General features: G+C 38.4%; 24 protein-coding genes. 19 read left to right on the forward strand and 5 right to left on the reverse strand.

The window, feature by feature from the left end:
- Nucleotides 1–12: 12 nt before the first annotated feature.
- From AC2TFD_RS03405 to AC2TFD_RS03430, 6 genes are all read left to right on the forward strand, one after another.
- Nucleotides 13–819 carry a transporter substrate-binding domain-containing protein gene (locus AC2TFD_RS03405; RefSeq protein ID WP_335512658.1) on the forward strand — a complete coding sequence of 269 codons (807 nt, stop codon included), beginning with the start codon at nucleotides 13–15 and terminating at the stop codon, nucleotides 817–819.
- Nucleotides 820–910: 91 nt separating this feature from the next.
- Nucleotides 911–1549 carry an amino acid ABC transporter permease gene (locus AC2TFD_RS03410; protein WP_335512655.1) on the forward strand — a complete coding sequence of 213 codons (639 nt, stop codon included), beginning with the start codon at nucleotides 911–913 and terminating at the stop codon, nucleotides 1547–1549.
- Nucleotides 1550–1561: 12 nt separating this feature from the next.
- Nucleotides 1562–2224, forward strand: coding sequence for an amino acid ABC transporter permease (locus AC2TFD_RS03415; RefSeq protein WP_335512653.1), 663 nt, complete (start codon nucleotides 1562–1564; stop codon nucleotides 2222–2224).
- 160 nt (nucleotides 2225–2384) lie between these two features.
- A complete protein-coding gene (locus tag AC2TFD_RS03420) occupies nucleotides 2385–3095 on the forward strand; it encodes a class II aldolase/adducin family protein (RefSeq protein WP_335512651.1) in 711 nt (236 codons plus the stop codon).
- Between the two features lie 81 nt (nucleotides 3096–3176).
- Nucleotides 3177–4418, forward strand: a complete 1242-nt coding sequence (locus AC2TFD_RS03425; protein WP_335512649.1) for an MFS transporter — start codon at nucleotides 3177–3179, stop codon at nucleotides 4416–4418.
- Nucleotides 4419–4455: 37 nt separating this feature from the next.
- A complete protein-coding gene (locus tag AC2TFD_RS03430; RefSeq protein ID WP_335567384.1) occupies nucleotides 4456–5079 on the forward strand; it encodes a class I SAM-dependent methyltransferase in 624 nt (207 codons plus the stop codon).
- A 126-nt stretch (nucleotides 5080–5205) separates the two neighbouring features.
- On the opposite strand, the gene AC2TFD_RS03435 is transcribed toward AC2TFD_RS03430, so the two are convergent.
- Nucleotides 5206–6090: an AraC family transcriptional regulator gene (locus AC2TFD_RS03435; RefSeq protein ID WP_484674973.1), complete on the reverse strand. Its 885-nt coding sequence runs from the start codon at nucleotides 6088–6090 to the stop codon at nucleotides 5206–5208.
- Between the two features lie 179 nt (nucleotides 6091–6269).
- Here AC2TFD_RS03435 and AC2TFD_RS03440 point away from each other — a divergent pair, with 179 nt between their 5' ends.
- From AC2TFD_RS03440 to AC2TFD_RS03470, 7 genes are all read left to right on the forward strand, one after another.
- Nucleotides 6270–7436, forward strand: a complete 1167-nt coding sequence (locus AC2TFD_RS03440; protein ID WP_484674974.1) for a TraB/GumN family protein — start codon at nucleotides 6270–6272, stop codon at nucleotides 7434–7436.
- Between the two features lie 288 nt (nucleotides 7437–7724).
- On the forward strand, nucleotides 7725–8930 hold the full coding sequence (locus AC2TFD_RS03445; protein WP_484674975.1) for a hypothetical protein: 1206 nt from the start codon (nucleotides 7725–7727) through the stop codon (nucleotides 8928–8930).
- Between the two features lie 18 nt (nucleotides 8931–8948).
- Nucleotides 8949–10202 (forward strand): allantoate amidohydrolase, encoded by a 1254-nt coding sequence (locus AC2TFD_RS03450; RefSeq protein ID WP_484674976.1) that lies wholly within the window; start codon nucleotides 8949–8951, stop codon nucleotides 10200–10202.
- A 3-nt stretch (nucleotides 10203–10205) separates the two neighbouring features.
- The gene (locus AC2TFD_RS03455) at nucleotides 10206–11381 is read left to right on the forward strand and encodes an amidohydrolase (protein WP_335512636.1); all 1176 of its coding nucleotides are present in this window, start codon (nucleotides 10206–10208) and stop codon (nucleotides 11379–11381) included.
- A 246-nt stretch (nucleotides 11382–11627) separates the two neighbouring features.
- Entirely contained in the window at nucleotides 11628–12092 is a 465-nt protein-coding gene (locus AC2TFD_RS03460; protein WP_335567386.1) for a hypothetical protein, read from the forward strand.
- 323 nt (nucleotides 12093–12415) lie between these two features.
- Nucleotides 12416–12517, forward strand: coding sequence for a YjcZ family sporulation protein (locus tag AC2TFD_RS03465; protein ID WP_335516717.1), 102 nt, complete (start codon nucleotides 12416–12418; stop codon nucleotides 12515–12517).
- Between the two features lie 299 nt (nucleotides 12518–12816).
- Entirely contained in the window at nucleotides 12817–13533 is a 717-nt protein-coding gene (locus AC2TFD_RS03470) for a hypothetical protein (protein WP_484674977.1), read from the forward strand.
- 605 nt (nucleotides 13534–14138) lie between these two features.
- Here the strand turns inward: AC2TFD_RS03470 and AC2TFD_RS03475 are convergent.
- The 4 genes from AC2TFD_RS03475 to AC2TFD_RS03490 form a co-directional block, all read right to left on the reverse strand.
- The gene (locus AC2TFD_RS03475) at nucleotides 14139–14927 is read right to left on the reverse strand and encodes a metal-dependent hydrolase (RefSeq protein WP_484674978.1); all 789 of its coding nucleotides are present in this window, start codon (nucleotides 14925–14927) and stop codon (nucleotides 14139–14141) included.
- Between the two features lie 388 nt (nucleotides 14928–15315).
- Nucleotides 15316–16041: a twin-arginine translocase subunit TatC gene (gene tatC, locus AC2TFD_RS03480; RefSeq protein WP_484674979.1), complete on the reverse strand. Its 726-nt coding sequence runs from the start codon at nucleotides 16039–16041 to the stop codon at nucleotides 15316–15318.
- 66 nt (nucleotides 16042–16107) lie between these two features.
- The gene (locus tag AC2TFD_RS03485; RefSeq protein WP_335516702.1) at nucleotides 16108–16296 is read right to left on the reverse strand and encodes a twin-arginine translocase TatA/TatE family subunit; all 189 of its coding nucleotides are present in this window, start codon (nucleotides 16294–16296) and stop codon (nucleotides 16108–16110) included.
- A 214-nt stretch (nucleotides 16297–16510) separates the two neighbouring features.
- Entirely contained in the window at nucleotides 16511–18127 is a 1617-nt protein-coding gene (locus AC2TFD_RS03490; protein WP_484674980.1) for a PhoX family protein, read from the reverse strand.
- A 283-nt stretch (nucleotides 18128–18410) separates the two neighbouring features.
- Here AC2TFD_RS03490 and AC2TFD_RS03495 point away from each other — a divergent pair, with 283 nt between their 5' ends.
- From AC2TFD_RS03495 to chvE, 6 genes are all read left to right on the forward strand, one after another.
- Nucleotides 18411–19121 carry a sulfite exporter TauE/SafE family protein gene (locus tag AC2TFD_RS03495; RefSeq protein WP_484674981.1) on the forward strand — a complete coding sequence of 237 codons (711 nt, stop codon included), beginning with the start codon at nucleotides 18411–18413 and terminating at the stop codon, nucleotides 19119–19121.
- A gap of 74 nt (nucleotides 19122–19195) precedes the next feature.
- Nucleotides 19196–20038 (forward strand): VOC family protein, encoded by an 843-nt coding sequence (locus AC2TFD_RS03500; protein ID WP_335516692.1) that lies wholly within the window; start codon nucleotides 19196–19198, stop codon nucleotides 20036–20038.
- A gap of 192 nt (nucleotides 20039–20230) precedes the next feature.
- Complete coding sequence (locus AC2TFD_RS03505; RefSeq protein ID WP_484674982.1) at nucleotides 20231–21241, forward strand: substrate-binding domain-containing protein; 1011 nt, start codon at nucleotides 20231–20233, stop codon at nucleotides 21239–21241.
- A gap of 22 nt (nucleotides 21242–21263) precedes the next feature.
- Entirely contained in the window at nucleotides 21264–23057 is a 1794-nt protein-coding gene (locus AC2TFD_RS03510) for a sensor histidine kinase (protein ID WP_484674983.1), read from the forward strand.
- 19 nt (nucleotides 23058–23076) lie between these two features.
- On the forward strand, nucleotides 23077–24309 hold the full coding sequence (locus AC2TFD_RS03515; protein ID WP_484674984.1) for a response regulator transcription factor: 1233 nt from the start codon (nucleotides 23077–23079) through the stop codon (nucleotides 24307–24309).
- 214 nt (nucleotides 24310–24523) lie between these two features.
- Nucleotides 24524–25600 (forward strand): multiple monosaccharide ABC transporter substrate-binding protein, encoded by a 1077-nt coding sequence (chvE, locus tag AC2TFD_RS03520; protein WP_484674985.1) that lies wholly within the window; start codon nucleotides 24524–24526, stop codon nucleotides 25598–25600.
- Nucleotides 25601–25702 lie beyond the last annotated feature (102 nt).

The following is a 25702-nucleotide window of genomic DNA, read 5'->3' on the forward strand; positions in this document are numbered from 1 at the left end:
GGGTAAAAAGGAATGTTCAAAACAAAAAAATTCGTAAAAATGGCGTTAGTATCTGCAATGGCTGCCATATTTCTTGCCGGTTGCGGCGGGGACAAGACTTCTACTGGTAGCAGCAAGGATGTACTAGCCCAGATCAAGGAAGACAAAAAAGTTGTATTTGGCGTAAAACATGATACGCGTTTGTTTGGATTGAAAAATCCATCAACAGGTGAAGTGGAAGGGTTCGATATCGATCTTTCCAAAGCGCTGGCAGAAGAAATGTTTGGCAAGGAAGTTAAGCCTGAGTTCGTTGAGGTTACTTCGAAAACAAGGGTAGGTCTCTTAAATAATGGTAAGGTTGATGCGGTTGTCGCTACGATGACAATCACGGAAGAACGCAAAAAGGAAGTTGATTTTACTGATGTTTATTTTGATGCTGGGCAATCATTGCTTGTAAAAAAGGGCAGTAAGATTCAGGGCATTGATGACTTAAAAAAAGACACAAAAGTTCTTGCTGTTAAAGGCTCGACATCTTCTATCAATATTCGTGAGAAAGCTCCTGAAACAACAGTACTTGAATTCGAAAACTATGCTGAAGCCTTTACAGCACTAAAGGCAGGTAAGGGTGATGCCCTGACTACAGATGATTCGATCCTTTATGGTATGGCAGAAGAAGATCCGTCATTTGAATTGGTCGGAGGAACGTTTACTGAAGAGCCATACGGGATAGCTGTAAAAAAAGGTAATACAGAGCTTGTTGATGAGTTGAATAAAGCATTGAAAAGCCTGAAGGATTCAGGAAAGTACGATGAGATTAAAGATAAATGGATTAAAAATTAATTATTAATACCAGGTTTCTCATCGGGATGGGCTGTAATCCGTATTCAATCTTTTCGGAGCGGCCCATCCTGATTATTTAGGAGGAGATCGTTTGCTGGATTTCTCGATACTAACGACTAATATGGATTCATTTTTAGAAGGATTAAAAGTAACCATAATTGCCAGTTTAATAGCTTTATTAGGAAGTTTTATTTTGGGAACACTTCTTGCTGTTATGCGAATTGCTCCGTTTAAACCTCTTAACTGGCTGGGTACGGCATATGTTGAATTTATTCGTAATATACCTGTACTGGTTATTGTGTTTTTCGCTTATTTGGCTGGTAATTTTGGCGGGATGACTGCAGGAACAATCGGGTTGACCATCTATACAGCCGCATTCATCGCTGAAGCAATCCGTGCCGGAATTATGTCTGTACCAAGAGGGCAAATGGAAGCTGCCCGCTCGACAGGATTAACTTACGGCCAGGCAATGAGAATGGTTATACTCCCTCAGGCTATAAAGATCGTTATCCCCCCTCTTGGCAACCAATTTATCAATTTAGTTAAAAATTCATCCTTGTTAGCGGTCGTTGCTGGAGGGGATTTAATGTATCAGGGGGATTTAATATCTGCAAAAACGTACGTAACCTTTGATACATATGTTTTCGTTGCCTTATTTTATTTAATTTTAACTATACCTTTAAGTCTTGGCGTAGGATATTTAGAAAAACGCTTGGCTAGAAGTAATTAAGGAGGTGCGCAGATGGATTTTCTAGCACCGTTCATTGAAGTATATACACCTGAACATTTTAAATTTTTGCTGGAAGGATTTGGGGTAACTCTCAAGGTTGCTGCAATTTCAATCGTGCTCAGCTTCATTATTGGAGGTCTAATTGGAACTCTCAGATATGCGCGGATTCCCGTTGTTTCTCAATTACTAGCCGTGATTGTCGAGACGATTCGTAACCTTCCTTTGCTGCTCATCATTTTCTTCACCTATTTTGCATTGCCTGAAATTGGGATTGAAATGGAAATAACCACTGCGGCCATCGCAGCATTGACCGTTTTTGAATCAGCGATGCTGTCTGAAATCATCAGAAGTGGCTTAAACTCGATTGAAAAAGGACAGATTGAAGCAGGACGTGCGTCTGGTCTGAACTACATCCAGACATTACGCTATATCATCATGCCCCAAGCACTGAGAAGAATGGTTCCGCCTATTGTCAGTCAATTTATTTCTCTGCTAAAAGATACATCATTAGCGGTCGTCATCGCGTTGCCGGATTTATTGCACAACGGACAAATAATTTACGCGCAAAAGGGATCGTATGTGATACCTGTTTTTGTAATAGTGGCGTTGATGTACTTTATCGTTAATTATGCTTTGTCACTAGTTGCGCGAAGGTTAGAATTAAAACAGTCTTAAGAAATCCGGCTCATTAATTGGGCCGGATTTTTGTTTTTAAAAAGTTCATAGTTTATCATAAAAAACAGAAAAAGGTTACATACAAATTTACTGCTGAACACATAAAATAAGATTATTGTTAATGGATGATTAAAGTTGCTGTAAAAGGAGTTCAATACTTATGCAGGATAACAAACAATACGATTCCGATTTCGAAGCAAGAGAAATGATCTGCGAAATCGGCAGAAGAATGTATAACAGAAGTTATGTAGCTGCGAATGATGGAAATATCTCCGTGAAAGTGGGTAACAATGAAATATTGACGACACCAACAGGGGTAAGCAAAGGGTTTATGACTCCAGACATGATGGTGAAAATGGACCTTTCTGGGAATGTTCTATCCGGAAAATTAAAGCATTCTTCTGAGGTGAAAATGCACCTGAGGGTTTACAATGAAAATTCTGAAGTCCATGGTGTGGTCCATGCTCACCCGCAAGTAGCCACTTCTTTTGCAGTTGCAGGAATAAGTTTGGATCAACCAGTACTGCCAGAGGCAATTGTCCTGTTAGGGAATGTCCCAGTGGCACCGTATGCATTACCAGGAACACAAGAAGTTCCCGATTCCATTGCACCTTACTGCAAGACACATAATGCCGTTCTCTTGGCTAATCACGGAGCCCTTACATGGGGAAGAGACCTGATGGAGGCATACTTCCGGATGGAATCGCTCGAACATTACGCTGCTATCCTTATGTACTCTACTAATATTTTGAAAAAGATGAATGAATTAAATAGTTCACAAATTGCTGACTTGATAAAGATTCGAGAATCGATGGGAATAAAAGCAGGCGGCGTACCGATAAGTGAAGTTGATAGGAAAAAAGAAAAATAAATCATTTTGTACAGATTATCGCAATTTAGGAAAAGAAATAATTCCGTCCTCCCTTTATGATGAAGGTGAGGGGGAAGGAAAATGAATCTGTTAAAGAAGAAGGATCCGTATCAGGTATATATTTATACTTGTTTCGTATCACAATTGTTTTTTACTATTATTTTTACAGTTAACTTGTTATATCAAGTGGAAATGGTTCAACTTGATGCATTGCAGCTCGTGTTAGTGGGGACGGTATTGGAGGCGACTGTTTTTATTTTTGAAATTCCTACTGGAATTCTGTCCGATTTAAAAAGCAGAAAGCTTTCTGTCATAATTGGCTTTTTCCTAATTGGAATCGGGTTTATTATCGAGGGCATGTTTCCGTTTTTTACGGCAGTGATTTTAGCACAAATTATTTGGGGGATTGGCTATACCTTTACGAGTGGGGCCCATCAAGCATGGATTGCTGATGAGATTGGGGAAGAACGTGCTTCTTCAGCATTTGTCAAAGGTGCCAAGGCAGGCAATCTCGGAAAAGTCCTTGCGATTCCATTAAGTATGCTGGCAGGGTATTATTTGCTCAATCTGCCAATTGTTTTAGGTGGTATAGGGTTAGTCTTGCTTTCGATCCTTTTAGTTTTCTTTATGAAAGAAGAAAATTTTAAACCTGCTGAAAAGGTGGAGCAAGTTTCCGTTTGGAAGAACATAAAGGGAAATATGAGCCAAATTCTATATTATTCTCGACTAAATTATCTAATGAGAATACTCTTTCTGATTGCGTTGTTTTTTGGTTTTTATAGTGAGGGCTTCGATCGATTGTGGCTATCCCACTTTCTAGAACAATCTGGTCTAGCAAATCTGTCGGACAGTCAGTTAGTTTTGCTGATGGGCGGGGTTGAATTCATTGTCGTCTTTTTAACATTTGCTGCGCTCCATTTTATTGATAATAGTTCTATCCACCAGCGTCTAAGCCATATATACACGGCCCTTTTTATAGGGAGCATTCTAATTATATGTTCCTTAATGGGTTTTGCTTTTACCACATTCGCTGTAGGGTTGATCGCTTTTTATATCATCATCCAAATTTCAAGAAGCGTTATGTATCCTTTGGAGAGTGTCTGGCTGAATAAAATCATCCCAGATTCTTCTACACGAGCTACCTTTTTTTCAGTCAAAGGCCAGGTGGATGCAATCGGACAAATTGGCGGCGGTCCGGTAATTGGCGTGATCGCTTCAACCTTTACGATTAAAATAGCGATTCTGGTGAGTGGAATTATTTTGACGCCTGTACTATTCTTATATAGCCGAATGATGAGAAAAACGAGAGGGGAGGAATCGTAAAGATTCCTCTTCTTATAAAATGGCTAGGAGGCAAAGAATGGAGTTCTGGGAATCAAGCTTTATAGAAAAACAAACGATGTGGGGATTCGAACCAACAGACTCTGCCATCTTAACAAATGAATTTTTTCTTGAAAAGAATGTTACGGACATACTTGTACCAGGAATCGGATATGGAAGAAATGCAAAGGTCTTTATTGACAATGGAATCAATGTTACGGGTATTGAGATTTCAAAAACTGCGATTGATTTAGCAAGGAAGAATGGGATTAATATGCCTATATTTCATGGTTCTGTAATGGACATGCCTTTTGATTCTAAACTCTACGACGGCATTTTTTCTCATGCACTGATTCACTTGTTAAATAAACATGAAAGAGAAAAGTTTATTATGGATTGCTATAATCAGTTAAAGCCAAATGGATATATGATTTTTACAACTGTTTCACAAAAAGCCCCGATGTTTGGGAAGGGCAGACAATTGGATAAAGACTATTACGAGATTATGGAAGGCATAAAAATGTTCTTTTATGATTCCGACTCCATAAAGCAAGAATTTGGAAAGTATGGACTGGTAGAGGTTTCTGAAATGGATGAGCCAAATAAAGAAATGAAAAATAAACCTTCCATAAATTTTCTCATGGTGAAATGTAAGAAAGAATAATGTTCGAAATTTACTGTTTAGCCTGGTTCCTATGAGCTGGGCTACTATTTTTATAATGAAAAAGCACCGCAAAAGTGGCGCAAGTACACGTTTGGCAAAAGAGGGGAACGGAATCCGTGAGGAGACTCACCCTCGCTCTTTAATGGGAATACAAATTTCCATATATACTCTGTCGTGGTCCCAGTAGTGGCAATGTTCATCATAGTATTCAAAGTCATAGGCACCTTCATCCACTTCATAGGAGGAATGTGGGAACCAGTCCTCTAAAATATACTTCCATGTTCCTTTGATCGCGGAGGCAAACTTCTCCACTTCTACCAGAGGGGTTCTGAACACAGCATAAGTAGCTGCTGGTATATCTAATGGTGTCAGGCCATCTGGAAGCGAAGTATCATTGTCTAAATCTACTGCGAACAAATAGATAAATGTATCTTCAACGTTTGCAGAACTTAAATTTATACAGTACTCCCCATGTTTGTTTGGGGCAAGCGACGAATAGAGCAATCTTTCGATAGAACCGTCTGCCAGCCCTTCTTGATCCCAAATCGCGGGCGCCTCTCTTGTATAAGCTACATTTCCCATGTTAATTTCAAAGGTTTTACCTGCAACCGTGAAGGAGGGCATCTTCACAATCATTGGCTGCATCACGATTCCGCCTGTCTGTTTTTGATGAATACTCATTAAATCCAATTTTTGCGGCAGCGATTTGGGACAATGAATCTTATACAATCGAGGAGGACTGCCAAAGCATTTTTTAAACGCTTTGGTAAAGCCGGCATGTGTTTCAAATCCATAATCCATTGCAATTTGGATGATTTTTTTTCCATGGACCAATTCATGTAATGCATACTGGAGCTTTCTTTTTACGACATAGTCCATCAAGGTGTAACCTGTATGCTTTTGAAACACTCGATAAAAATGATAAGGGGAATATCCCGCCTTTTGTGCTAGATCTTCAGGGTTAATGTCACCCTTAATATGTTCTTCAATATAATCGATTACTTCCTGCAACAAATGTAACTGTTGAATAAGGTTCACCTCGAAAAATAACATTGTTTAATAAATTATAATTTATATTTGAATCTGTGCACCATCATTCTTTCTTTCTGTTGAAATTCTGGTGGCTGTCCTTCATTATAAGGATAGAGACATTTCTGTGAATAAGTATATTTTTATGAAGGAAGTAGATTATGACGGAAGAAAATATAACCCGAATTGATTTGGATGGCAAAGAAATCATATTAATTGGTACCGCTCATGTTTCCAAGCAAAGTGTAGAACAGGTTAAGGAAGTTATTGATCGGGAACAGCCTGATTCTGTTTGTATCGAATTGGATGAACAGCGATATAAATCCATTATGGAAGGCAATAAGTGGCGAGAAACAGATATCTTTAAGGTGATAAAAGAAAAAAAAGCGACATTACTCATCATGAATCTCGCAATCTCGTCCTTCCAGAATCGTTTGGCTAAGCAATTTGATACGAAACCGGGACAGGAAATGATTCAAGGAATTGAATCGGCAAAGGAAATTGGTGCGGAGCTTGTACTAGCAGACCGAAATATTCAAATTACTTTTTCGAGGATTTGGAGTAATGTTGGGATCTGGGGAAAAGGGCAGCTGTTAACTTCTATTTTCTATAGCATTTTCAATAAAGAATCAATTTCAGAAGAAGAGCTTGAGAAAATGAAAACGCAGGATACCTTGAATGCTTCGCTTGCTGAAATTTCGGAAGCATTTCCTAAGTTAAAGAAACCATTAATTGATGAGCGTGATCAATACTTAGCTCAAAAGATAAAGGAAGCACCTGGTAAAAAGGTTGTTGCTGTACTCGGAGCGGCCCACGTTCCTGGTATCACGAGAGAAATTCATAAGGAACAGGACTTGCATGCTTTAACCAAAACAAAACCAAAATCTAAAACACCGCAAATCATCGGCTGGGCAATTCCATTGCTGATTGTGGCCATAATTGCGTTTACCTTTTTCATGAATCCTGCGGCTGGTATGGACCAAGCAATTAGCTGGATCCTTTGGACCGGTATCACGGCGGCGATTGGTGCTGCAGTTGCATTGGGGCACCCGCTCGCGATATTATCGGCCTTCCTGGCAGCGCCGATTACCACCTTACATCCGTTATTGGCAGCCGGCTGGGTTTCGGGTATTGTCCAAGCGTATATCAAACGTCCAAGTGTAGCAGACTTTGAAACATTATCAGAGGATGTTTTCTCACTCAAAGGCTTTTGGCGAAATAAATTTACACGGGTTCTTTTAGTCATCATCCTTACTAACATTGGAGGTTCATTTGGAACCTTTATTGGGGGAGCGGATGTTATTCGTACATTCCTCAATAATTTATAAGCGAGGTACCTTCAACATGAAGGTGCCTTTTTCTAATGGTGTAAAAAGTTTTTGTCTTTCTCGCTGGCTGTATTCTTGTGTCAAACTAAGTTTCTAGTATAACAATATTCCTTATTTCAATATAGGAAATTTTACATAATCCTAATGGAAAGGTAATGAAATCGGTTGCAAGAAAAATTTTAATAATTTAAATTGACTGAAAAGTATAATTATATTATTATTCTAGTAATAACAAATATTTCGATTTACGAAATAATACCAAATTCATCCAAGAGGGGAAGACACCTTATGTCACAAATGTTAGCTTTAGTTATTCTATTACTTATTCTATTTATCGGAGATTTAGTTGCCGTTCGAACAAAGGCCTGGGTACCGTCCATTTTCGTTTGTGCTGTTCTGTTCCTTCTAGGATATTGGACATTCTTTCCGCAGGACATCGTAGCGTTGGCAGGAGTACCGCCAGTGGTAGCCACGATGATGATGTACTTACTCATTACGAATATGGGAACGTTGCTTTCCCTACAGGAATTAAAGAATCAGTGGAAAACAATCATCATTGCGCTTTCAGGTATTGTAGGAATTATCGCACTTCTATTTGGGGTTGGAACCTTGCTCTTCGGATTTGAAACCATCGTTGTTGCCATCCCTCCATTAGTTGGTGGTGTCGTATCGGCGTTGATCATGTCAGAGGGTGCGAAAGAAGCTGGTCTAGCCACATTATCGGTATTTGCCATCGTTATTTATGTCATGCAGGGATTTGCAGGATATCCGCTTACCTCTATCGTTTTGAAGAAAGAAGGAAAGAGACTTCTTCAGCAATATCGAGGCGGGAAGCTGGCTATGAAAGCACAAGAAGCGGCAGCAGCAGAGGTTGCAGCTTCGACAGCAGTTACAAAGCCAGAGCTAAAGTTGTTTAAAAATATGCCAGAGAAATACAACACAGACTTTTTTAAGTTTTTAAGGTTATCATTAGTTGCATACCTTGCCTATCTAACATCAACATTATTAGCACCAATCGTTTCTATCTCCCCGTTTGTTCTATGTTTACTGTTCGGGGTTATCGCAACAAGTATTGGGTTTCTTGAAAAGCAGGTTTTACAAAAAGCAAATGGTTTCGGCTTTGCCATCATGGCGCTTATGCTCTTCATCTTTGATGGTTTAAAGCAGGCTACGCCAAGTATGATGCTTGAAATCATTTATCCACTTGTAGGTGTTATTGTACTGGGTGTAATCGGAATGTATATCTTCTCGTTCATCGCCGGGAAACTATTAAAGGTAAGTAAAGAAATGGCGTTTGCTGTTTCACTAACAGCTTTATATGGATTTCCAGCCGATTACATTATCACAAACGAAGTCATTAAATCCCTAACAGAGGATGAAAAAGAGAGAGACATGCTAACGAGCCATATGCTGCCTCCTATGCTTGTCGGCGGATTCATCACCGTTACGATGGTGTCGGTTATTTTAGCAGGTATCTTTGTAGGTTTCTTGTAAGAAAGGTTGTGTAATAGAATGAACGCAAAAACTGATCGTAATCTAGCAGCAATACAGGCCAAGGTTGAAAGTCATATTGATACTTTAAGTACCTTTACCGCCACGCCGGGTAAAGGTACTACCCGGCTTACATACAGCCATGAGGATTCGAAGGCACGTCAGTATCTGAAAGCAAAAATGAAAGAATACGGTTTACAAGTCAGGGAAGATGGATTTGGCAATATTTTTGGAAAGATGGAAGGAACGTTGAAGGATGCTCCAAGTGTTCTTATCGGTTCACACTTCGACTCGGTGCCGAATGGCGGCTCCTATGATGGGCCGGCAGGTGTAGTGGCAGGCCTTGAAGTAGCAGCACTGTTTGCTGAGAAAGGTTTAACACCGAAATATCCTTTAGAAGTGATTGCCTTAGTCGAAGAAGAAGGTTCTAGATTTGGCGGCGGACTGATGGGTTCACGGGGAATCGTCGGATTATTAGATGAGGAAGGTTTTAATGCTTTAATAGATAAAGATGGAATACATGCTGTCGATGCCATGAAGAGTATTGGACTCGATCCTTCGCTTCCGAAAAAAAGAGATCCAAAAACGATGAAGGCATACCTAGAATTGCATATTGAACAAGGACCGATCCTTGAAGAAAAAGGTATCCCAATTGGTGTGGTGGAAGCGATTGTCGGTTTGACTCAATTAGAAGTAACTGTTAAGGGGCAAGCAGGACATGCCGGCACGACTCCAATGGACCGGAGGGCAGATGCGTTAGTTACTGCTGCGAAGATGATTGCGCAATTCCCAGAGCTTGCGGGCTCAGAGGGGGAAGGTACGGTTGTCACAACAGGCCGGTTGAATGTGTTTCCGAATGGAGCGAATGTAATCCCCGATAAAACAGTGTTTACGGTGGATATTCGCTCAGGGAAGGAAGAGCGTGTTCTGAATGTTATCGAGAAAGTGAAAGAATTAGCAGTTTCATATAGTAGCAACGGAATGGAAATAAGTGTTGAGCAGCTATTATATATTCAGCCAAAAGAGATGAACAAGGAAATTGTCTCTTTGCTAAAGAAAACGACGAATGAGCTTGAGATTCAGAACTGTCCGATAAACAGTGGTGCAGGTCATGATGCAATGGTCTTTTCTGATTTTACCGATGTAGGGATGCTGTTTATTCCAAGTAAAGACGGATTAAGTCATTGTCCGGAAGAATGGTCGGATTCACGTCATATTGCAAATGCAGTCCAAATTCTATTTGAAGCTGCGAAAACGTTAACGGAGGCGGAATAAGATATGATTCATACAAAAATAAAAGAAGCGATTCAAACCTATAGTGAAGAACTAACACAATTACGCAGACAGCTTCATAGTGAACCGGAAGTATCATGGGAGGAATTCAAAACCACGCAGTTTGTCTGCGACTATCTGGATAGACTAGGAATCTCTTATCGTAAAACAGAACCAACCGGTGTTATTGCCGAAATTCAAGGTGGAAAGCCGGGGAAAACCGTTGCATTAAGAGGCGACATGGATGCCTTACAGGTTGAGGAACTGAACAAGGATTTACCATATGCGTCCAAAGAAGAAGGTAAAATGCATGCGTGCGGACATGACGCACACACTTCAATGCTCATGATTGCAGCCAAAGCCCTAAATGAAATAAAAGAAGAACTGCCGGGTAATGTACGGTTATTGTTCCAGCCGGCGGAAGAAGTAGCAGAAGGTGCGAAGGCATTGGTGAAACAAGGTGCCATGGAAGGCGTGGATAACGTCTTTGGTATCCACATTTGGTCACAAATGCCGACAAACAAGGTTTCTTGTCCACCGGGACCGTCTTTTGCTTCAGCAGATTTATTTAAAGTCACGTTTAAAGGAAGGGGCGGCCACGGGGCTATGCCTCATGCATGTATTGATGCGGCAGTCGTGGCTTCATCCTTTGTTATGAATGTGCAAACTGTAGTATCCCGAACCATCGACGCACAGCATCCAGCTGTTCTAACTATTGGAAAAATGGTTGTTGGCACTAGGTTCAATGTCATAGCGGAAAATGCAGTGATAGAAGGAACCGTTCGCTGTTTCCACCCAGAAACTAGAGATCATATTGAGACACAACTACAGCATTACGCTGATCAGGTGGCTGCAATATACGGAGCCACTGCTAAGGTAGAATACATCCATGGAACGCAAGCGGTCATTAACGATGAATACAGTGCAAACCTGGTGCAAAAAGTTGCATCTGAATCATTTGGTAAAGATGCGATTTATCACGAAAAACCAACGATGGGCGGGGAAGACTTCAGCGAATATCTCACAAAGGCACCAGGCAGCTTTGCCCTCGTCGGCAGCGGCAACCCAGAAAAAGACACAGAATGGGCCCACCACCACGGCAAATTCAACATCGACGAAGATGCCCTAAAAACAGGCGCCGAACTCTATGCGCAATATGCTTGGGCGTACTTAAATGAATAAATAAATAAAAAATAAACAAATATAAAAGGATAACGCAAGCTGCTAGTGTAAAATGTGAAATTACAGATAGGATTTCATACTAAAACACATAAATATTATTACACTAAATCATATACAAAAACGCTTGGATAAACCAAGCGTTTTTTCATCTTTATATCTATCACCATAATGTAAATCCTTTTTTGTTTTATATTATATAAAAAGTGATATAATCAAGTAATTTAAATTAAAAGGTTGTGATAAATAATGTCTATTTTTAAAGCAATAAAAAATTTATTTTCAGCAAAACCACAATCGGGAACCTATATGGAATTTTCGATAGAAATGTTTGAGGCAAGTATGGATAGTTTATATCAGGTTCCGTTAATGATTAAAAAAGATATTTTATATTATGTAGAAAATCAATTGAAAGATAATGACCCAGAATTTGTTGTTGATGAATTAAAGGATAATGCTGCAAATCAAATAATATTTTCTCCATTAGATAAGGAAGATGTCTTAATTTCTTATTATCAAGATAATGAAACTTGGGTCGTTACTATTTTTAATAAATACTTAGAAAATTGCGGATATGAAAAAGAAGATGCATTTAATCGTATTCAAAAGGTTGTGCAATTTAATGATATTCGTGCAATGAAAATGTATATATCTTTATTAAATGTAATTTCTCATTGTAGTTCTGGATTTTATTATATATTTTCTGAAAAGTAAAATAATAAATATTATTTATGTAAAAAACTCCTTGTTGTTATCAAATAGAAATATAAGTTACATCTATTCATAAATGTGTTTGAATTATAAAAACTGTTATTTTTTTTAAAATCCCATTCACCATTTGTTACGTTTTTCCATAATTCTGCCCCTAATAACTATTTATTTTTTTCTACTTCTTCCACTAAACCGCTTCGTTAGTTCAATTCCAATCCTTTTATAACTCATGACTTATAAAACCAAACTACATTGTGTCATCTATTATGTGAAGCATAATATGTATTACCACTCATTGTAACACCTCCTAAAAAGGAGGTGATTTTATGTCAGGAGCAGTTGGAGGATACGCTGGCGGGGGTTTCGCCTTACTTATCGTATTGTTTATCCTCTTAGTCATTATTGGAGCTAGTTTCTGGGGTTATTGATACTAATAAAAAAATGGATCTCATTTTTGGGATTTTCATTTTCCAAATTGACTTTACCTGAACTAAAATCAAAAAAAGGTGATTCCTTAATTTGGGAATCGCCATTTTTTTTGTGTGCCAAGCATGTACAGCTGCAAATAGAGAAAAAGTACGTTCAGTTTGTTCTCCAGGTAGAGAAGTCTTCTTTATCGCACCCGTTTGTTTAAGTAGAATCTTTCCCTATCGTAAAATCGAAGTTTAATCTAATTTTAATCGGGAAGATATACTATATATTTATTTCAATTGGAGGAGATTCGCAAATGGATAATAATTCACAAAAAACAGCTGCAAGTGAAGCCCCAGCTGAAGATCGGTTAAAATTAGCAACAACTGCAATGGTTAGTAATCAAAAGCTACATGCAAAAGGGTATGGTAGAGAAAAAGGCTCGACAGGTTTAATTAATTTGGAGGATGCAAAAAAGATTATTGAGGAATGGCCTGCTACTTCTAAAATGGCGGCTGAAAATACAATTAATTTTTATGGCCCCCCCAATGAAGCAACTTCAAGCTGTTTAATCTGGTATAACAATGGACCTTGGAAACGAACTATAGCCTTTCGCGATGAGGTACCTCATGATTTCCCTGAGCCCCACACTGACGTACTTGAACAATTCATTGATTATCATGTGCCAGCAGATAAAATAGGATTAGTTGCCCAGCTGGAAGGTAGTATCGTTATTGACCGTACAAAAGGTGAAGTTTCTGTCCACTGCGATAATGAAGGGGCAAATACTCTCTCTTTAAATATGATGCATGAAATCGTTACGGGTAAACGTACTCCCGAAGAAGCAAGAGCCTTTATCGCAAAGGAAATTGTTGAGTATGTATTAGGCCGTCCAGCACCCTATGCCGAGAACTTCCAATTTGAATTACCTTTAGGAGAACAATGGGACACTGATATAACCATTGTGCAAGATGAGGAATTAGATCAAGCAGTTTCTAAAATGAAACAAACACTTGGTTTAGATCAAAATTAAAGTTTGTTCAGTTAAAACAAGTGCCCATTATATAGAGGGCACTTGTTCATTATTTTATATACCCCCGTTCAACAGCAAAAAGGATCGCCGCAGCGATCTTCATCTGTTATCTTTTAGCACCAAGTACCATCTAAATATTATAAACGATTTCCATAATGAAGGTGCCAATGCATATGTTTATTGCTTTGATACACCTATATAGGTTGATACAGTACAAGCACCGTATTTGTCGTTTACTTGTTTTGATACTTTCTGAATCACTGAAATTAAATCGGTCAGCACATCTTTATCTTCTGGTTTAACATCGATTAGTGAAGTAATGTGTTTTTTTGGGGATAACTACGATATGTACCAGAAATGGCAGCTGGATCTTTAACTCTTGCACCGATATTGACCTTAATCCAGTCAACCAATTTATTGATTTTAGCGTTGATTTAACAACAAAAAAATAGAGTGCTAAGCCTTATGTGATTTAGTACTCTATGTCTAATGTTATTTCTGATTTTCTCTACAAAAACTGAACTACTTAGCCAGCGGCAGTATCCTTTTTTTGTTTAACTACTGTCCGCTTAAGTGGACAGTGTTCACCTTGGTGACAGGCACCATTATTTTTTTAAAACAAACTCTCGTTCTTCCCCGTAACCAAGCGGGATTACGGCTGTTTTTTTGTAATCCTTTAGGAGTTCTTTTAACTCGTTATCTTTATCTATCATGAATTTCACTACAGGGAAAGCCTGTAATAATTGCGCCAAGGATTCGGGTGATGCTGCTGTCTCAGTAGTAGGGAAGGTATGGCTAGGTATCACATATTTTACGTTTAATAGATTTTTTACTGCGTAGGCTGCTTCTTTTGGTCCCATGGTAAAATGTCCTGATGAAGACAGGATGGCGATTTCAGGCTGGTAAACATCTTGAATCAGCTTTATATCTGCCATTAAGGCGGTGTCGCCTGAATGATAAAGAGTATAGTCATTTTTAAAATCAAATATATACCCCGCTGACTCCCCGGCATATACCGGAGCACCCGTTGTTTCTCCATAGGAGGAGGAGTGTCTTGCCTGCACCATCGTTACTGTCACATCATCAAATGAAACGGAACCGCCAAAATTAATAGGAAGAACATTTTTAATCCCTTGGTGCAGAAGAATGAGCGCCAATTCATACTGGGCAATAATCATCATCTCCGGTTTGTGCTCCACTATTTTCGATAATCCGCTCGAATGATCAAAATGGCCGTGTGTCAGTAAAACACAGTCAATAGATTGATAGAAGTCAGCGGTGTTTAACTCCTCAGGAAAACCAGGATTCAAATCAAAAAAAGGATCAATCAAATAATTTTTCCCTACCTTACTTTTTAGTACATACATCGCATGTCCAAGTCGCAAGATCTTCATAACAATTCCTCCTAAACAAATAAAACTCCCTTAACCATTTTATTTTCATAATAGAAAAAAAGAACAGGGGGGTTGAAGAGATTAGTCCTTAATCAAGCTCCTTAAAGACAAAACGAATAGTAGTGTTAGAGGGATTAGTCCTTAATCGAGCTTCTTAAAGACAAAACGAATAGTAGTGTTAGAGGGATTAGTCCTCAATCGGGGTTCTTAAAGACAAAACGAATAGTAGTGTTGGAGGGATTAGTCCTCAATCGGGGTTCTTGAAGACAAAACTAATAGTAGTGTTGTAGAGATTAGTCCTTAATCGGGGTTCTTAAAGACAAAACTCTAGCAGCTTTAAAGAGATTTGTCTTTAAGATCCAAAAAAAATTAATTCAACACTAAAAAACTAAGCAGCCAAGCTGACCTTTTGTTTCCGGCGGTACACCACCTTCGATAGTAATACACTACACTCGTATAGAAAGATGAGCGGGATGATGACCAAAACGTCTGATAGTAAATCAGGCGGCGTGATTAAGACGGCTGTTACGATAAGCACGAAATAGGAATATTTACGAATTTTTTGCAATCTGTAAGGGTTCAAGACTCCTAAACTTGTCAGAAACATGATCACCACGGGAAGTTCGAATAAAAATCCAAATGGCAGGGTCATATGCAGTAAAAACTGAAAGTATTTTTCTGTGGTGAAAAAGGTCATAAACATGTCTTCAGATAAGGAAAGAAGGAACTGAAACACGATTGGGAAAATGACAAAATACCCAAAGCTAATTCCGATAATAAACAGAAAAAATAAAGCTGGAATATAGGCTAAAGTTACTTTACGCTCCATTTCTTTCAATGCCGGACGAACAAAAAGCCAAATTTGATAGGCAGCCATAGGAATCGTTCCCGAAATGGATACGACACAGGCGAGCAGTAAATACACCCATAAAATATCACTCGGACCTAATATGGCCAGCTGTACTTCTATATCCCTCACAATCCATTGATAAATATCTTGTACATAAACAAAGGCTAAAATAAACAATACCAAAAAGGTTCCTAGTATGATAATAAGACGTTTACGTAATTCTTCAAAATGTCCAATCAGATCCATATCCTGTGGCTTAGCCATTATATATCCTCCTTAAAAAAGAAGATGCAAGCACCTGATTCTGCCTACATCTTCCTAAGAAATAGTTTATATCTCTTTTTTAGTCTTCACCTTATCAGATTCATCATCTGAAACAAGATCGCGGGTAGACTTCTTAAATTCCTTCAGTGTGGAACCAACCGCACGGCCTAATTCAGGCAATTTGGATGGTCCGAAAATAATTAAGGCAATCACTAAAACGAGAATTAATCCCGGTATGCCGATATTTTGAAGCATGGATTGTTACCTCCTTTACATAGCTTTTCTTGTCAAATTCCTTTGGTAGCAATATTGAAAAAGCTTATATTTTGCTTTGCACTTACAAAGATGGCAGCGATTGCCTTCTTCCTCAGGAATCAATTTAATGTGTGGAACATACATAAGCCCCAAGGCATCCTTTACGTGGTTGGAACATACAAACATGGTGAGAATGGACTCCTTTCGCATTATCTTATTTAAAGCTACCGCCTTGGACAGCTACTAAACAAGAGCGTCCAAAGGTTTGACCAGGGTATGGATTCCAGGTCTCAGGATGCTGAACATCTAGGAATAATGTTTTTTCATCTGGAGTTAACCATGGACCTGTTAGTTCACTGCCTTTTGGACCTGAGGCAAATTGGAAAGGTTCCCCGTATTCTTTTCCATCAGTTGGAATCATGAACACACCACAGTTTTTATAAGCAGCATATTGATTCGTTTCGGATGCACCAAAATCTTCAACAACCCATAGGTTCCCTTTGCTGTCAAAGTGAAGATTGTCTGGGCAAGTAATCCCGCTTTGCTGTCCGCCAGCAACAAATACTTCAAATGTGAAGGCTTCACTAGCATGGTCGCCATTTGCAGGAACAAAGCGAACAATTTGACCATGGAAATTACCGTGACCAGTGTTGTTTGTTAATGCTAAGAAAACAGTGCCGTCATGAGGATGAATTTCTACATCTTCCGGACGATCTAATTTCGTACCGCCAACGGCAAGACCTGCTGCACGTGCATTTGTTAAAACATCCGCTTGGTCAGCAAATTGTTTCTGAAGAGTAGAATTTGTTGCATAGTCAAGCGCAACCCATTTTTGATCTTTCATATTGGCCACATATAAAGTTCCGCTTTCTAAAATATCGAAGTTGGCTTCACGACTAGCAGGAATGAATTTCTTATTGCTGATGAATTTGTAGAAACACGCGTCACCTTTATCATCACCCATGTATACTACAACTCTGCCATCATTGGTTAAGCCCATTGCTGTATTTTCATGTGCAAATCTGCCAAGGGCAGTATGCTTGCGAACAGGTCTAGCAGGATCAAACGGATCCACCTCTACAACCCAGCCATAATGATTATCGTTAAAATTCGGCCAGCCATAGTCATCGCCATATTCTGTATTTTCCTCACAGGAAAGAACGGTATTCCATAGAGTACGACCGCCAGAGCAGTTGCCTAATGAGCCGACAACACTTGTAGCACCTGCTACATATTTGCTTCCGCGGGCTGGACCCGTTAATTCAATCGGAGTATTGCCATCAACTCGGCGATTATATGTATCATTTACTACAAGCTTCCATCCATTTTTTTCTTTCTTAACGTGAATAACAGATCCGCCGACTGCTTCTTTTTCCATTTTAAGAAGCTCAGGATAGTTTGCTAGATTTTCCTTTTTAAAAGTAGATTCATTGATTCCTAACATTTTCATATAGTTTCCTGGTTCCGGGAACTCATGATTCACCCAGATTAAGCCTTCTTCGGAATTGTTTCCGCCTTTTAAACTATCAATAGGAAAATAGACTGTAAGGTCAGCGGCATCTCCAAATTTCTCGCCCTTTGAGTTAATGACATCTCCATAGGAAGCGATAATCGAATAGTCATATCCATTTGGAAGTACCACATCGTTTTCCCAGGTGCGACTAATTGGTTTGAATGGTGAAGTAAGTGATTTGCCCTTACCCGATGGTTGTCCATTCTGTAAATGGTTTCCAGTCATAGCGTTTCCGGTTAAAGCTCCAATTCCTGATGAAGCGGCAACCAGTGCGGCAGTACTGCTTCCAACATATGTTAAAAATAAACGGCGATCCATTTAATCATTCTCCCTTTTTAGCTGGTTTAATAACTTCACTTATGATTATAGGCAGTCCCGATTTCAATGTTAATTAAGGGAGTGTAAAGATTTGTTAAGAAGTTTTAAAGTGTTTTAATTATCTGTAAATTTTAGAAAAATGGTCAAAAAGGCCGATTTAAATGACGAAAGATATAGTTTATACAATTGATAAGATTTTCTTATTCTTTTTCATAAAAAATAACAAATTTCTTGAAGGATATGGATGGATTATACTGTAATTAACAAACAGGAGGTGGGCCAAATGGAGTACATTTTCCTTTTCTTTATCGGCATTTGTGCCACTACACTCGGTACTCTGGCTGGAGGAGGCGGGTTAATTAGCCTTCCTGCTATGCTGATTTTGGGGATACCCGTTCACTCTGCAATTGGGGCAAACAAGGTATCGAATACGATTAGTTCCTTTTCAAGCTTCTATCACCTATTGAAAAAGAAGGAAATTTCCCTTAAGGAATCATGTTGGATCATCCCCGTTAGTCTAGGCGGCGGGATAACTGGCGGATTCATTGCCTCCAAACTGTCAGGAGAGTATATGTTTATCATTGCACTCGTTCTACTCATTTTCGCCTTCAGTACATCGTTTATTGGAAAAGGAAATTTCACCGGTAAAGAGCCTTTAAAAATGAATAAGATCAGTATCACGGGGCTTTATGGAATTGGGATATATGATGGACTGTTCGGACCTGGCCAGGGAACGCTTATGCTGTATTTATTTGACTTTTTGAATATCGCGTATATTCGCGCAGTGGGTCTTGTCCGTCTTGCCACTTTTTCAAGCTGCTTTGGGGCAGCAATTTCGTATATCGCTTCGGGGAAAATTATTTGGCCATTTACAATTGCCCTTCTCCTTGGCTCATTGACTGGTGCGCAAATCGGTGTACGGTTAGCTGAAAAGCTGAAACCGATTGTGGTAAAAGTCATCTTACGTTTTGTAACAGCTGCGCTTATTATTTAAATCGCTGTCGAACAGATAATTTGAATTACTTTTATGGATTGTTGAATAATAAGGTAAATGGAGGGATCTAGACAATGGAAGGTTTTCATCAAAAACCCAATATCTATGTGGGCGAAGTTACGCTCAAAGTGGAAAATTTAGATAGGGCATTAACTTTTTATCAAAACTTAATTGGTTTTCAAGTTTTAGAAAAAACAGATCAGAAAGCAGTTTTAACCACAGATGGGAAAACTGCATTACTTACACTTGAACAGCCTGAAAATGTGATACCAAAAGAAGGGCGAATGTCGGGGCTTTATCACTTTGCCATTTTGCTTCCTAGCCGTGCTGATTTATCCGTCTTCTTACGTCATTTTCTTAGTACTGGATACCCGCTCGGTGCTGCCGATCATTATGTTAGCGAAGCACTTTATATTACCGATCCTGATGGAAACGGGATTGAAGTCTACCGGGATCGCCCTTCAAAGGAGTGGACTTGGAATAATGGGTTAGTGGATATGGCTACGGTAGAACTCGATGGAAATGGGATATTAGCTGAAAGTAATGCAGAATGGACGGGCTTGCCTGCGGGGACAATCATGGGCCATATTCACCTCCACGTGGGAGATTTACAGAAGGCAGAAGAATTTTATACAAAAGGACTCGGATTTAAAGTGGTAAGCCATTATCCACAAGCGGTCTTTTTATCAACAGGCGGTTACCATCACCATATTGCCATTAACACTTGGCAGGGAGTGGGAGCAGCTACACCGCCAGAAAATAGTGTTGGTTTACATTGGTATACACTCGTCTTTCCGGATGAGGCAATAAGAGAAAGTGCTGTCAAACAACTAAAGCTATTAGGCTTCCCTACACAAAAAGAAGCGGATTATTATTTAACCAGCGATCCATCAGGAAATCAAATACGGTTAAAATGAAAATTAACTTCTAGCAATTTAAAGATGAAAAGAGACTTGGGGTAACCTAATGTCTCTTTTTTATTTGGGAATAATCAAAATATAACACCAAGTTGCAACATTTCAATAATATACTAATCGCAAATGGCAGGAAACATTGTATAATAGATTTTGCTAAATCCTTTAAATATAGTTTTTTGAAAGGGGTTTCAAGTGAAAAAGCTTATTTTCGTTTATGTTATTTTAATCAGTGCCTTTCTTATATATTTAGTAAACTATCAATCACAGGAATTGACTGCAAGTTCTAATTGGAAAGGGGAAGGACTACAGGGGGATATAGATGAAAAATATGTCATGGTTACATTCCTAGTTGGAATTGATTATTGGAAAAATGTCGTTAAAGGATTTGAGGATGCTGCACAAGGACTAAATGTATCCGTAGAATATCGAGGAGCAACACAATATGACGTGAATGAGCAAATCACAGTTCTTGAACAGGTAATAGCTAGGAAACCATCAGGGATTGCAATCTCTTCGATGCACCCAGATGCGCTAAGTGCAACCATTGACAAAGCTATTAATACAGGGATTCCTGTTGTCATGTTTGACTCTGATGCACCCGACAGTAGAGCTTATTCCTTTTTAGGAACTGATAATTATAATGCAGGTGTTACAGTAGCTCATAAAATGGCTGATTTAATAGACAATAGTGGGAAGGTCGCCGTGATCTCCTTACCAAATCAACAAAATCACATGGATCGCACGAGGGGATTTCAAGAGACCGTGGAGAAGCAGTACCCTAATATTGAAGTGGTAGCGATTGAAGACGGAAAAGGTGATGAGTTAGTTTCAGGAAATTTGGCGGTTGATATTTTAAAAGAACATCCTGATTTAAAAGGTGTGTTTGTAACAGAGGCAAATGGCGGTGTTGGGGTTGCTAAAGCAACGAAAACTCTAAATTTAGACAAACAAGTAAAAATTATTGGTTTCGATACGGATAAACAAACTTTAGATATGGTGAAAGAAGGAGCCATATCCGCCACAATAGCTCAGGGGACCTGGAATATGGGTTTTTGGTCATTACAATATTTGTTTGAACTTAAACATCGACTAATTGAACCGAAAAGTGCCCAGTCCATAGCCAATAATCAATCACCACCGAAAATGGACACGGGTATAACAGTTGTGACAAAAGAGAATGTTGACAGCTATTATGCGAAGTAAGGCAACTTAGAAAAGAGTGATAATGTTGAAAAAAGTAAAATCATTTGAAATAAATGATTTACCAATTCGTTCCAAAATAATTGCGCTATTACTTGTAATTAGTATTCTCCCTTCTATAGGTTTTGGTTCCTTAGTAAGTATCGCAGTAGATAAAATTATTGAAAAACAAGCATCTGAGCATACACTCCAATTAATTGGGCAGGCAAATAAGTCACTAGAATCTTACGGAGAAACTATGCAGGATGCCTCTTATTTAATCTCTTTCAATCCAGATATTATTCGTTTTCTACAAGGTGAGGAATATCAGGGTTCAAATGATAATTATCAACTTAAGAAATTCTTGCAAGGTTTCACAACGGTTAATCCTGAAATTGCAGGAATCCTTGTGGTAAATAATGAAGGTAAGTATCTTAGTAACGAGTTGTATCCCAGAAATATCAAATCACTGACGGAAGAAAGATGGTATCAAGACGCAGTAGAGAATAAAGGCATTTTTAAATTTATTGGTCATCCTGCAGACAGAAGCTTGAAATCTCATATCAATTATACAGATAATGAAATTGTTGCAGGTGCACGAGCAATAGTAGATCCTGAAACGGAAAAGGTGATTGGTGTCGTCTTAATCGATTTAAAATTACGAGTAATCTCGGAAATAATTGAGGATGTTCGTTTAGGTAAATCAGGTTATTTGATGGTTATTGATGATGAGGGTGAGGTCATTTATTCCCCGCAGGAATCGCTGGTAGATAGGATTCAGCTAAATTGGTTTAAAGAAGACTCACCAAACTCATTCTCAAAAAAAATAGATGGGAAAAACATGCAGTTTATTTATAGGAAGTCTCCTTTTACGAATTGGACGACAATCGGGGTATTTTCTACAACGGAATCTGTTATGGAGGTTCGACAAGTTAACTTTTATGTTATTAGCTTTTTATTTATTGTTTTTGCATTTGGTATTGGTGCCTCCTATTATTTGTCTTATTCGATGTCTAGGCCTATAAATCAATTAAATAGAATTATGAAAAAGGTAGAATCAGGAGATTTATCAACTCGTTATAGGGGTAATCGTGCGGATGAAATTGGTATGTTAGGAAGAAGCTTTAATACGATGATTGAACAAATTAACAAGCTTATTTCCTTAATGCAAATTCAGGGCCGGCAAAAGCGGGAGGCAGAATTACAGGCACTTCAAGCGCATATTAAACCACACTTTTTGTATAATACGCTCGATACGATTAATTGGATGTCTCGAAAAAAAGGGGCATTGGATGTTGCGGAACTAGTGGAATCTTTATCACAGCTTTTTAGAATTGGACTAAGCAAAGGAAATGACATCATTTCATTAGAAAATGAAATTGAACATATTTATAGTTATCTTAAAATTCAGACAGCAAGATATAAGGATAAATTGAATTATAGTATTTCAATAAATCCTGAACTAAACAATATAAAAGTTGTAAAACTAGTGCTGCAGCCTATTGTGGAAAATGCAATTTATCATGGGATTAAGGAACGGCGAGGACCTGGATATATTACTATTACTAGTGAAGTAGCTGAAGGGAATTTAGTCATTTATGTAAAAGATGATGGTGTAGGAATACCCGAGGAAAGACTTTGCAGATTAAATGAAAGTTTGGCTGTTTCTTTTGGTAGTCTTGAAGAAACAAGAAATCGGGAAGCTATCGGTTACGGAGTCATGAATGTACAAGCCAGAATTAAATTAACCTTTGGGGACCCGTATGGAATAAGTGTTGAAAGTGTCCAGGGAAGAGGTACAATGGTAAAAATTCTACTTCCAATAAATACCGAGCAATGACAACAATGGACATAATGGGGTGTTATATTTGCAGGAGTATTTAAAGGTTTTAATTGCGGATGATGAGCCGATAATTAGAGAAGGCATTCGATATTCGATTCAATGGAATGAAATTGGAATGGAGGTTGCAGCAGAAGCAGAAGATGGGGAAGAAGCTTTAGAATTAGCGTTAAAATATGAAATTGATATTCTTTTAGCTGACTTAAATATGCCAATTATGAATGGATTAACATTAATTAAAAATATTCGCAAAAGCCTGCCGCATTGCAGAGTAGTAGTTATTTCTGGATATGATGAATTTCGGTACGCTCAGGAGGCATTACGGCTACAAGTGGATGATTATATTTTAAAGCCTATTAAACCCGATAATTTAACGGATATCCTTGAAAAAATAGGTGAAGCACTTAAATCTTTGGCTGCTCAAAGGAAGTTTTTAAAGGTTGCTTCTAATCAAATAGTACAAAATACGTTTATTATTCAAGAGCAGTTTTGCAGAAACTGGATAGCTAGGAGCTTTACAGGAGAAAAGGTCAAGGAACAGTTGCAATTTTGGGGACTCCCCGAGGAAAGGCCCAATTTGCTAGCTTGTATCCGAAGTCAGGAATTTGAAAGTAAACAGCAGCTTATAACAGAGTCGGATAAAGAATTAATCCTATTTGGGGTAAAGAACATTGTGTTAGAAATATTTGAAAAGGAACCAAGGCTCGTTTTTGGTGACCCCTCTTCTGGGTTACTTTTTATCCTATTATGGGGACATGAGTACGATGAATTATTTTTAACACTCGAAAAGAACATTCAAAACTATCTAGACGTTTCGGTTACAATTCATACGGAAACAGTCACAGGGGATTTTGATAATGTTCCTTTTGTTTATGAAAGCTGTTTAAAGAAAGTATATGCTGAGGTTCCTGTTTCTCCTATCGTAAGAAGGGCGAAAAATATTATTACTGAATCGTTTACAAATCCTGATTTTACATTAGAAATGGTTGCCCAGCTGTTACAAGTATCACCTGTCTATTTAAGCAGAACGATTAAACAAGAGCTGGGGACATCCTTTGTCGGTTTAGTTACCCAAAAGAGAATCGAGAAAGCTATTAAACTATTATATACAACGGATATGCATATGGTTGAGATTGCAGAGCAGACAGGGTATGCATCTCAGCATTATTTTAGTACGGCATTTAAGAAATTTGTAGGGGTGTCTCCGAACCAATATCGTAAAGGATTAACGCTGCAGTCTATTGAAAAATAATGAGCTGCCATTTATTTTAACTTTTCCACAAGAGTTACTATTTTTTAGTAGCTCTTTTTTGCGTTTAAAATGTAAGCGTTTAAAAGAATGTTAATTTTTTATAAAAATAGTCATTTTTTTGAAAAGACTGGATTTGGATGCACTGTTATTATTTTTTAGAGACAGGAAAACACCCTGACTCATAAAAACTACTTAAAAGGGAAGTGGAAGACTAATGAAGAAAATGCTCTCATTAATCTTGTTGTTAACCATGATGTTCATACTTGCTGCATGCGGAAGTAAAGAATCTTCTGGTGACGCTGAAAAAGGTTATGTAGGAATTGCAATGCCGACAAAGTCCTCTGAAAGATGGGTACATGATGGAGACAACATGGTAAAGGAGTTTGAAAAATTAGGATATAAAACAGATTTACAATATGCAGAAGATGTTGTTGAAAACCAAGTTTCCCAAATTGAAAACATGATCACAAAGGGTGTCGACGTACTAGTGGTTGCTTCTATTGATGGTGAAGCACTAACAGACGTTTTATCAAAAGCGAACGATGAGAAAATCAAAGTGATTGCCTATGATCGTTTAATCAAAAATACAGAGCACGTTGAATACTATGCAACTTTTGATAACTTTAAAGTCGGTGTACAACAAGGTACTTACATTGAAGAAAAATTACGATTAAAAGATGGAAAAGGCCCATTCAACATTGAATTATTTGCAGGTTCACCGGATGACAATAATGCATACTTCTTCTTTGATGGTGCAATGTCAGTTTTACAGCCATATATTAAATCTGGAAAGTTAGTCGTAAAGAGTAAACAAACTTCATTCGAACAAGCTGCCACTTTAAGATGGGACGGAGCAACTGCTCAATCCAGAATGGATAACCTATTAAGTGCTAACTATGCTTCTGAAAGAGTGGACGCAGTTCTATCACCATACGATGGTATTAGTATCGGAATTATCTCTTCATTAAAAGGAATCGGTTACGGTTCTGCCAGCCAGCCGCTTCCAATAATTACAGGACAAGATGCAGAATTAGCATCTGTTAAATCAATTATTGCTGGTGAGCAAACACAAACAGTATTTAAAGATACTCGTGAACTAGCTAAGAAAGCAGTAGAAATGGCAGTTGCGGTATTAAAAGGTGAAAAAGCGGAAGTGAATGATACAGAAACATATGACAATGGAAAGAAAGTCGTTCCTTCTTATCTATTAGAGCCTGTATCTGTTGATATCGAAAACTATAAATCTGTATTAGTTGATGGCGGTTATTGGAGCGAAGACGATCTTAAATAGAGAATCCTAGAAAATGATTTAGTGGTTTTTTCATAAGACCACTAAATCATTTATGCAGTTTTCGTAACGATGGTTGTTAAAATCTTAAAGACGATTTTAACG

The organism is Neobacillus sp. plas4, from assembly GCF_057221695.1.

What these genes read in the sequence shown, in the direction of transcription:
- AC2TFD_RS03405 (WP_335512658.1), top strand. Translation starts at nt 13, where the DNA reads ATGTTCAAAACAAAAAAATTCGTAAAAATGGCGTTAGTATCTGCAATG.
- AC2TFD_RS03415 (WP_335512653.1), top strand. Translation starts at nt 1,562, where the DNA reads ATGGATTTTCTAGCACCGTTCATTGAAGTATATACACCTGAACATTTT.
- AC2TFD_RS03420 (WP_335512651.1), top strand. Translation starts at nt 2,385, where the DNA reads ATGCAGGATAACAAACAATACGATTCCGATTTCGAAGCAAGAGAAATG.
- AC2TFD_RS03425 (WP_335512649.1), top strand. Translation starts at nt 3,177, where the DNA reads ATGAATCTGTTAAAGAAGAAGGATCCGTATCAGGTATATATTTATACT.
- AC2TFD_RS03430 (WP_335567384.1), top strand. Translation starts at nt 4,456, where the DNA reads ATGGAGTTCTGGGAATCAAGCTTTATAGAAAAACAAACGATGTGGGGA.
- AC2TFD_RS03440 (WP_484674974.1), top strand. Translation starts at nt 6,270, where the DNA reads ATGACGGAAGAAAATATAACCCGAATTGATTTGGATGGCAAAGAAATC.
- AC2TFD_RS03445 (WP_484674975.1), top strand. Translation starts at nt 7,725, where the DNA reads ATGTCACAAATGTTAGCTTTAGTTATTCTATTACTTATTCTATTTATC.
- AC2TFD_RS03450 (WP_484674976.1), top strand. Translation starts at nt 8,949, where the DNA reads ATGAACGCAAAAACTGATCGTAATCTAGCAGCAATACAGGCCAAGGTT.
- AC2TFD_RS03455 (WP_335512636.1), top strand. Translation starts at nt 10,206, where the DNA reads ATGATTCATACAAAAATAAAAGAAGCGATTCAAACCTATAGTGAAGAA.
- AC2TFD_RS03460 (WP_335567386.1), top strand. Translation starts at nt 11,628, where the DNA reads ATGTCTATTTTTAAAGCAATAAAAAATTTATTTTCAGCAAAACCACAA.
- AC2TFD_RS03465 (WP_335516717.1), top strand. Translation starts at nt 12,416, where the DNA reads ATGTCAGGAGCAGTTGGAGGATACGCTGGCGGGGGTTTCGCCTTACTT.
- AC2TFD_RS03470 (WP_484674977.1), top strand. Translation starts at nt 12,817, where the DNA reads ATGGATAATAATTCACAAAAAACAGCTGCAAGTGAAGCCCCAGCTGAA.
- AC2TFD_RS03475 (WP_484674978.1), bottom strand. Translation starts at nt 14,927, where the DNA reads ATGAAGATCTTGCGACTTGGACATGCGATGTATGTACTAAAAAGTAAG.
- tatC (WP_484674979.1), bottom strand. Translation starts at nt 16,041, where the DNA reads ATGGCTAAGCCACAGGATATGGATCTGATTGGACATTTTGAAGAATTA.
- AC2TFD_RS03485 (WP_335516702.1), bottom strand. Translation starts at nt 16,296, where the DNA reads ATGCTTCAAAATATCGGCATACCGGGATTAATTCTCGTTTTAGTGATT.
- AC2TFD_RS03490 (WP_484674980.1), bottom strand. Translation starts at nt 18,127, where the DNA reads ATGGATCGCCGTTTATTTTTAACATATGTTGGAAGCAGTACTGCCGCA.
- AC2TFD_RS03495 (WP_484674981.1), top strand. Translation starts at nt 18,411, where the DNA reads ATGGAGTACATTTTCCTTTTCTTTATCGGCATTTGTGCCACTACACTC.
- AC2TFD_RS03500 (WP_335516692.1), top strand. Translation starts at nt 19,196, where the DNA reads ATGGAAGGTTTTCATCAAAAACCCAATATCTATGTGGGCGAAGTTACG.
- AC2TFD_RS03510 (WP_484674983.1), top strand. Translation starts at nt 21,264, where the DNA reads ATGTTGAAAAAAGTAAAATCATTTGAAATAAATGATTTACCAATTCGT.
- chvE (WP_484674985.1), top strand. Translation starts at nt 24,524, where the DNA reads ATGAAGAAAATGCTCTCATTAATCTTGTTGTTAACCATGATGTTCATA.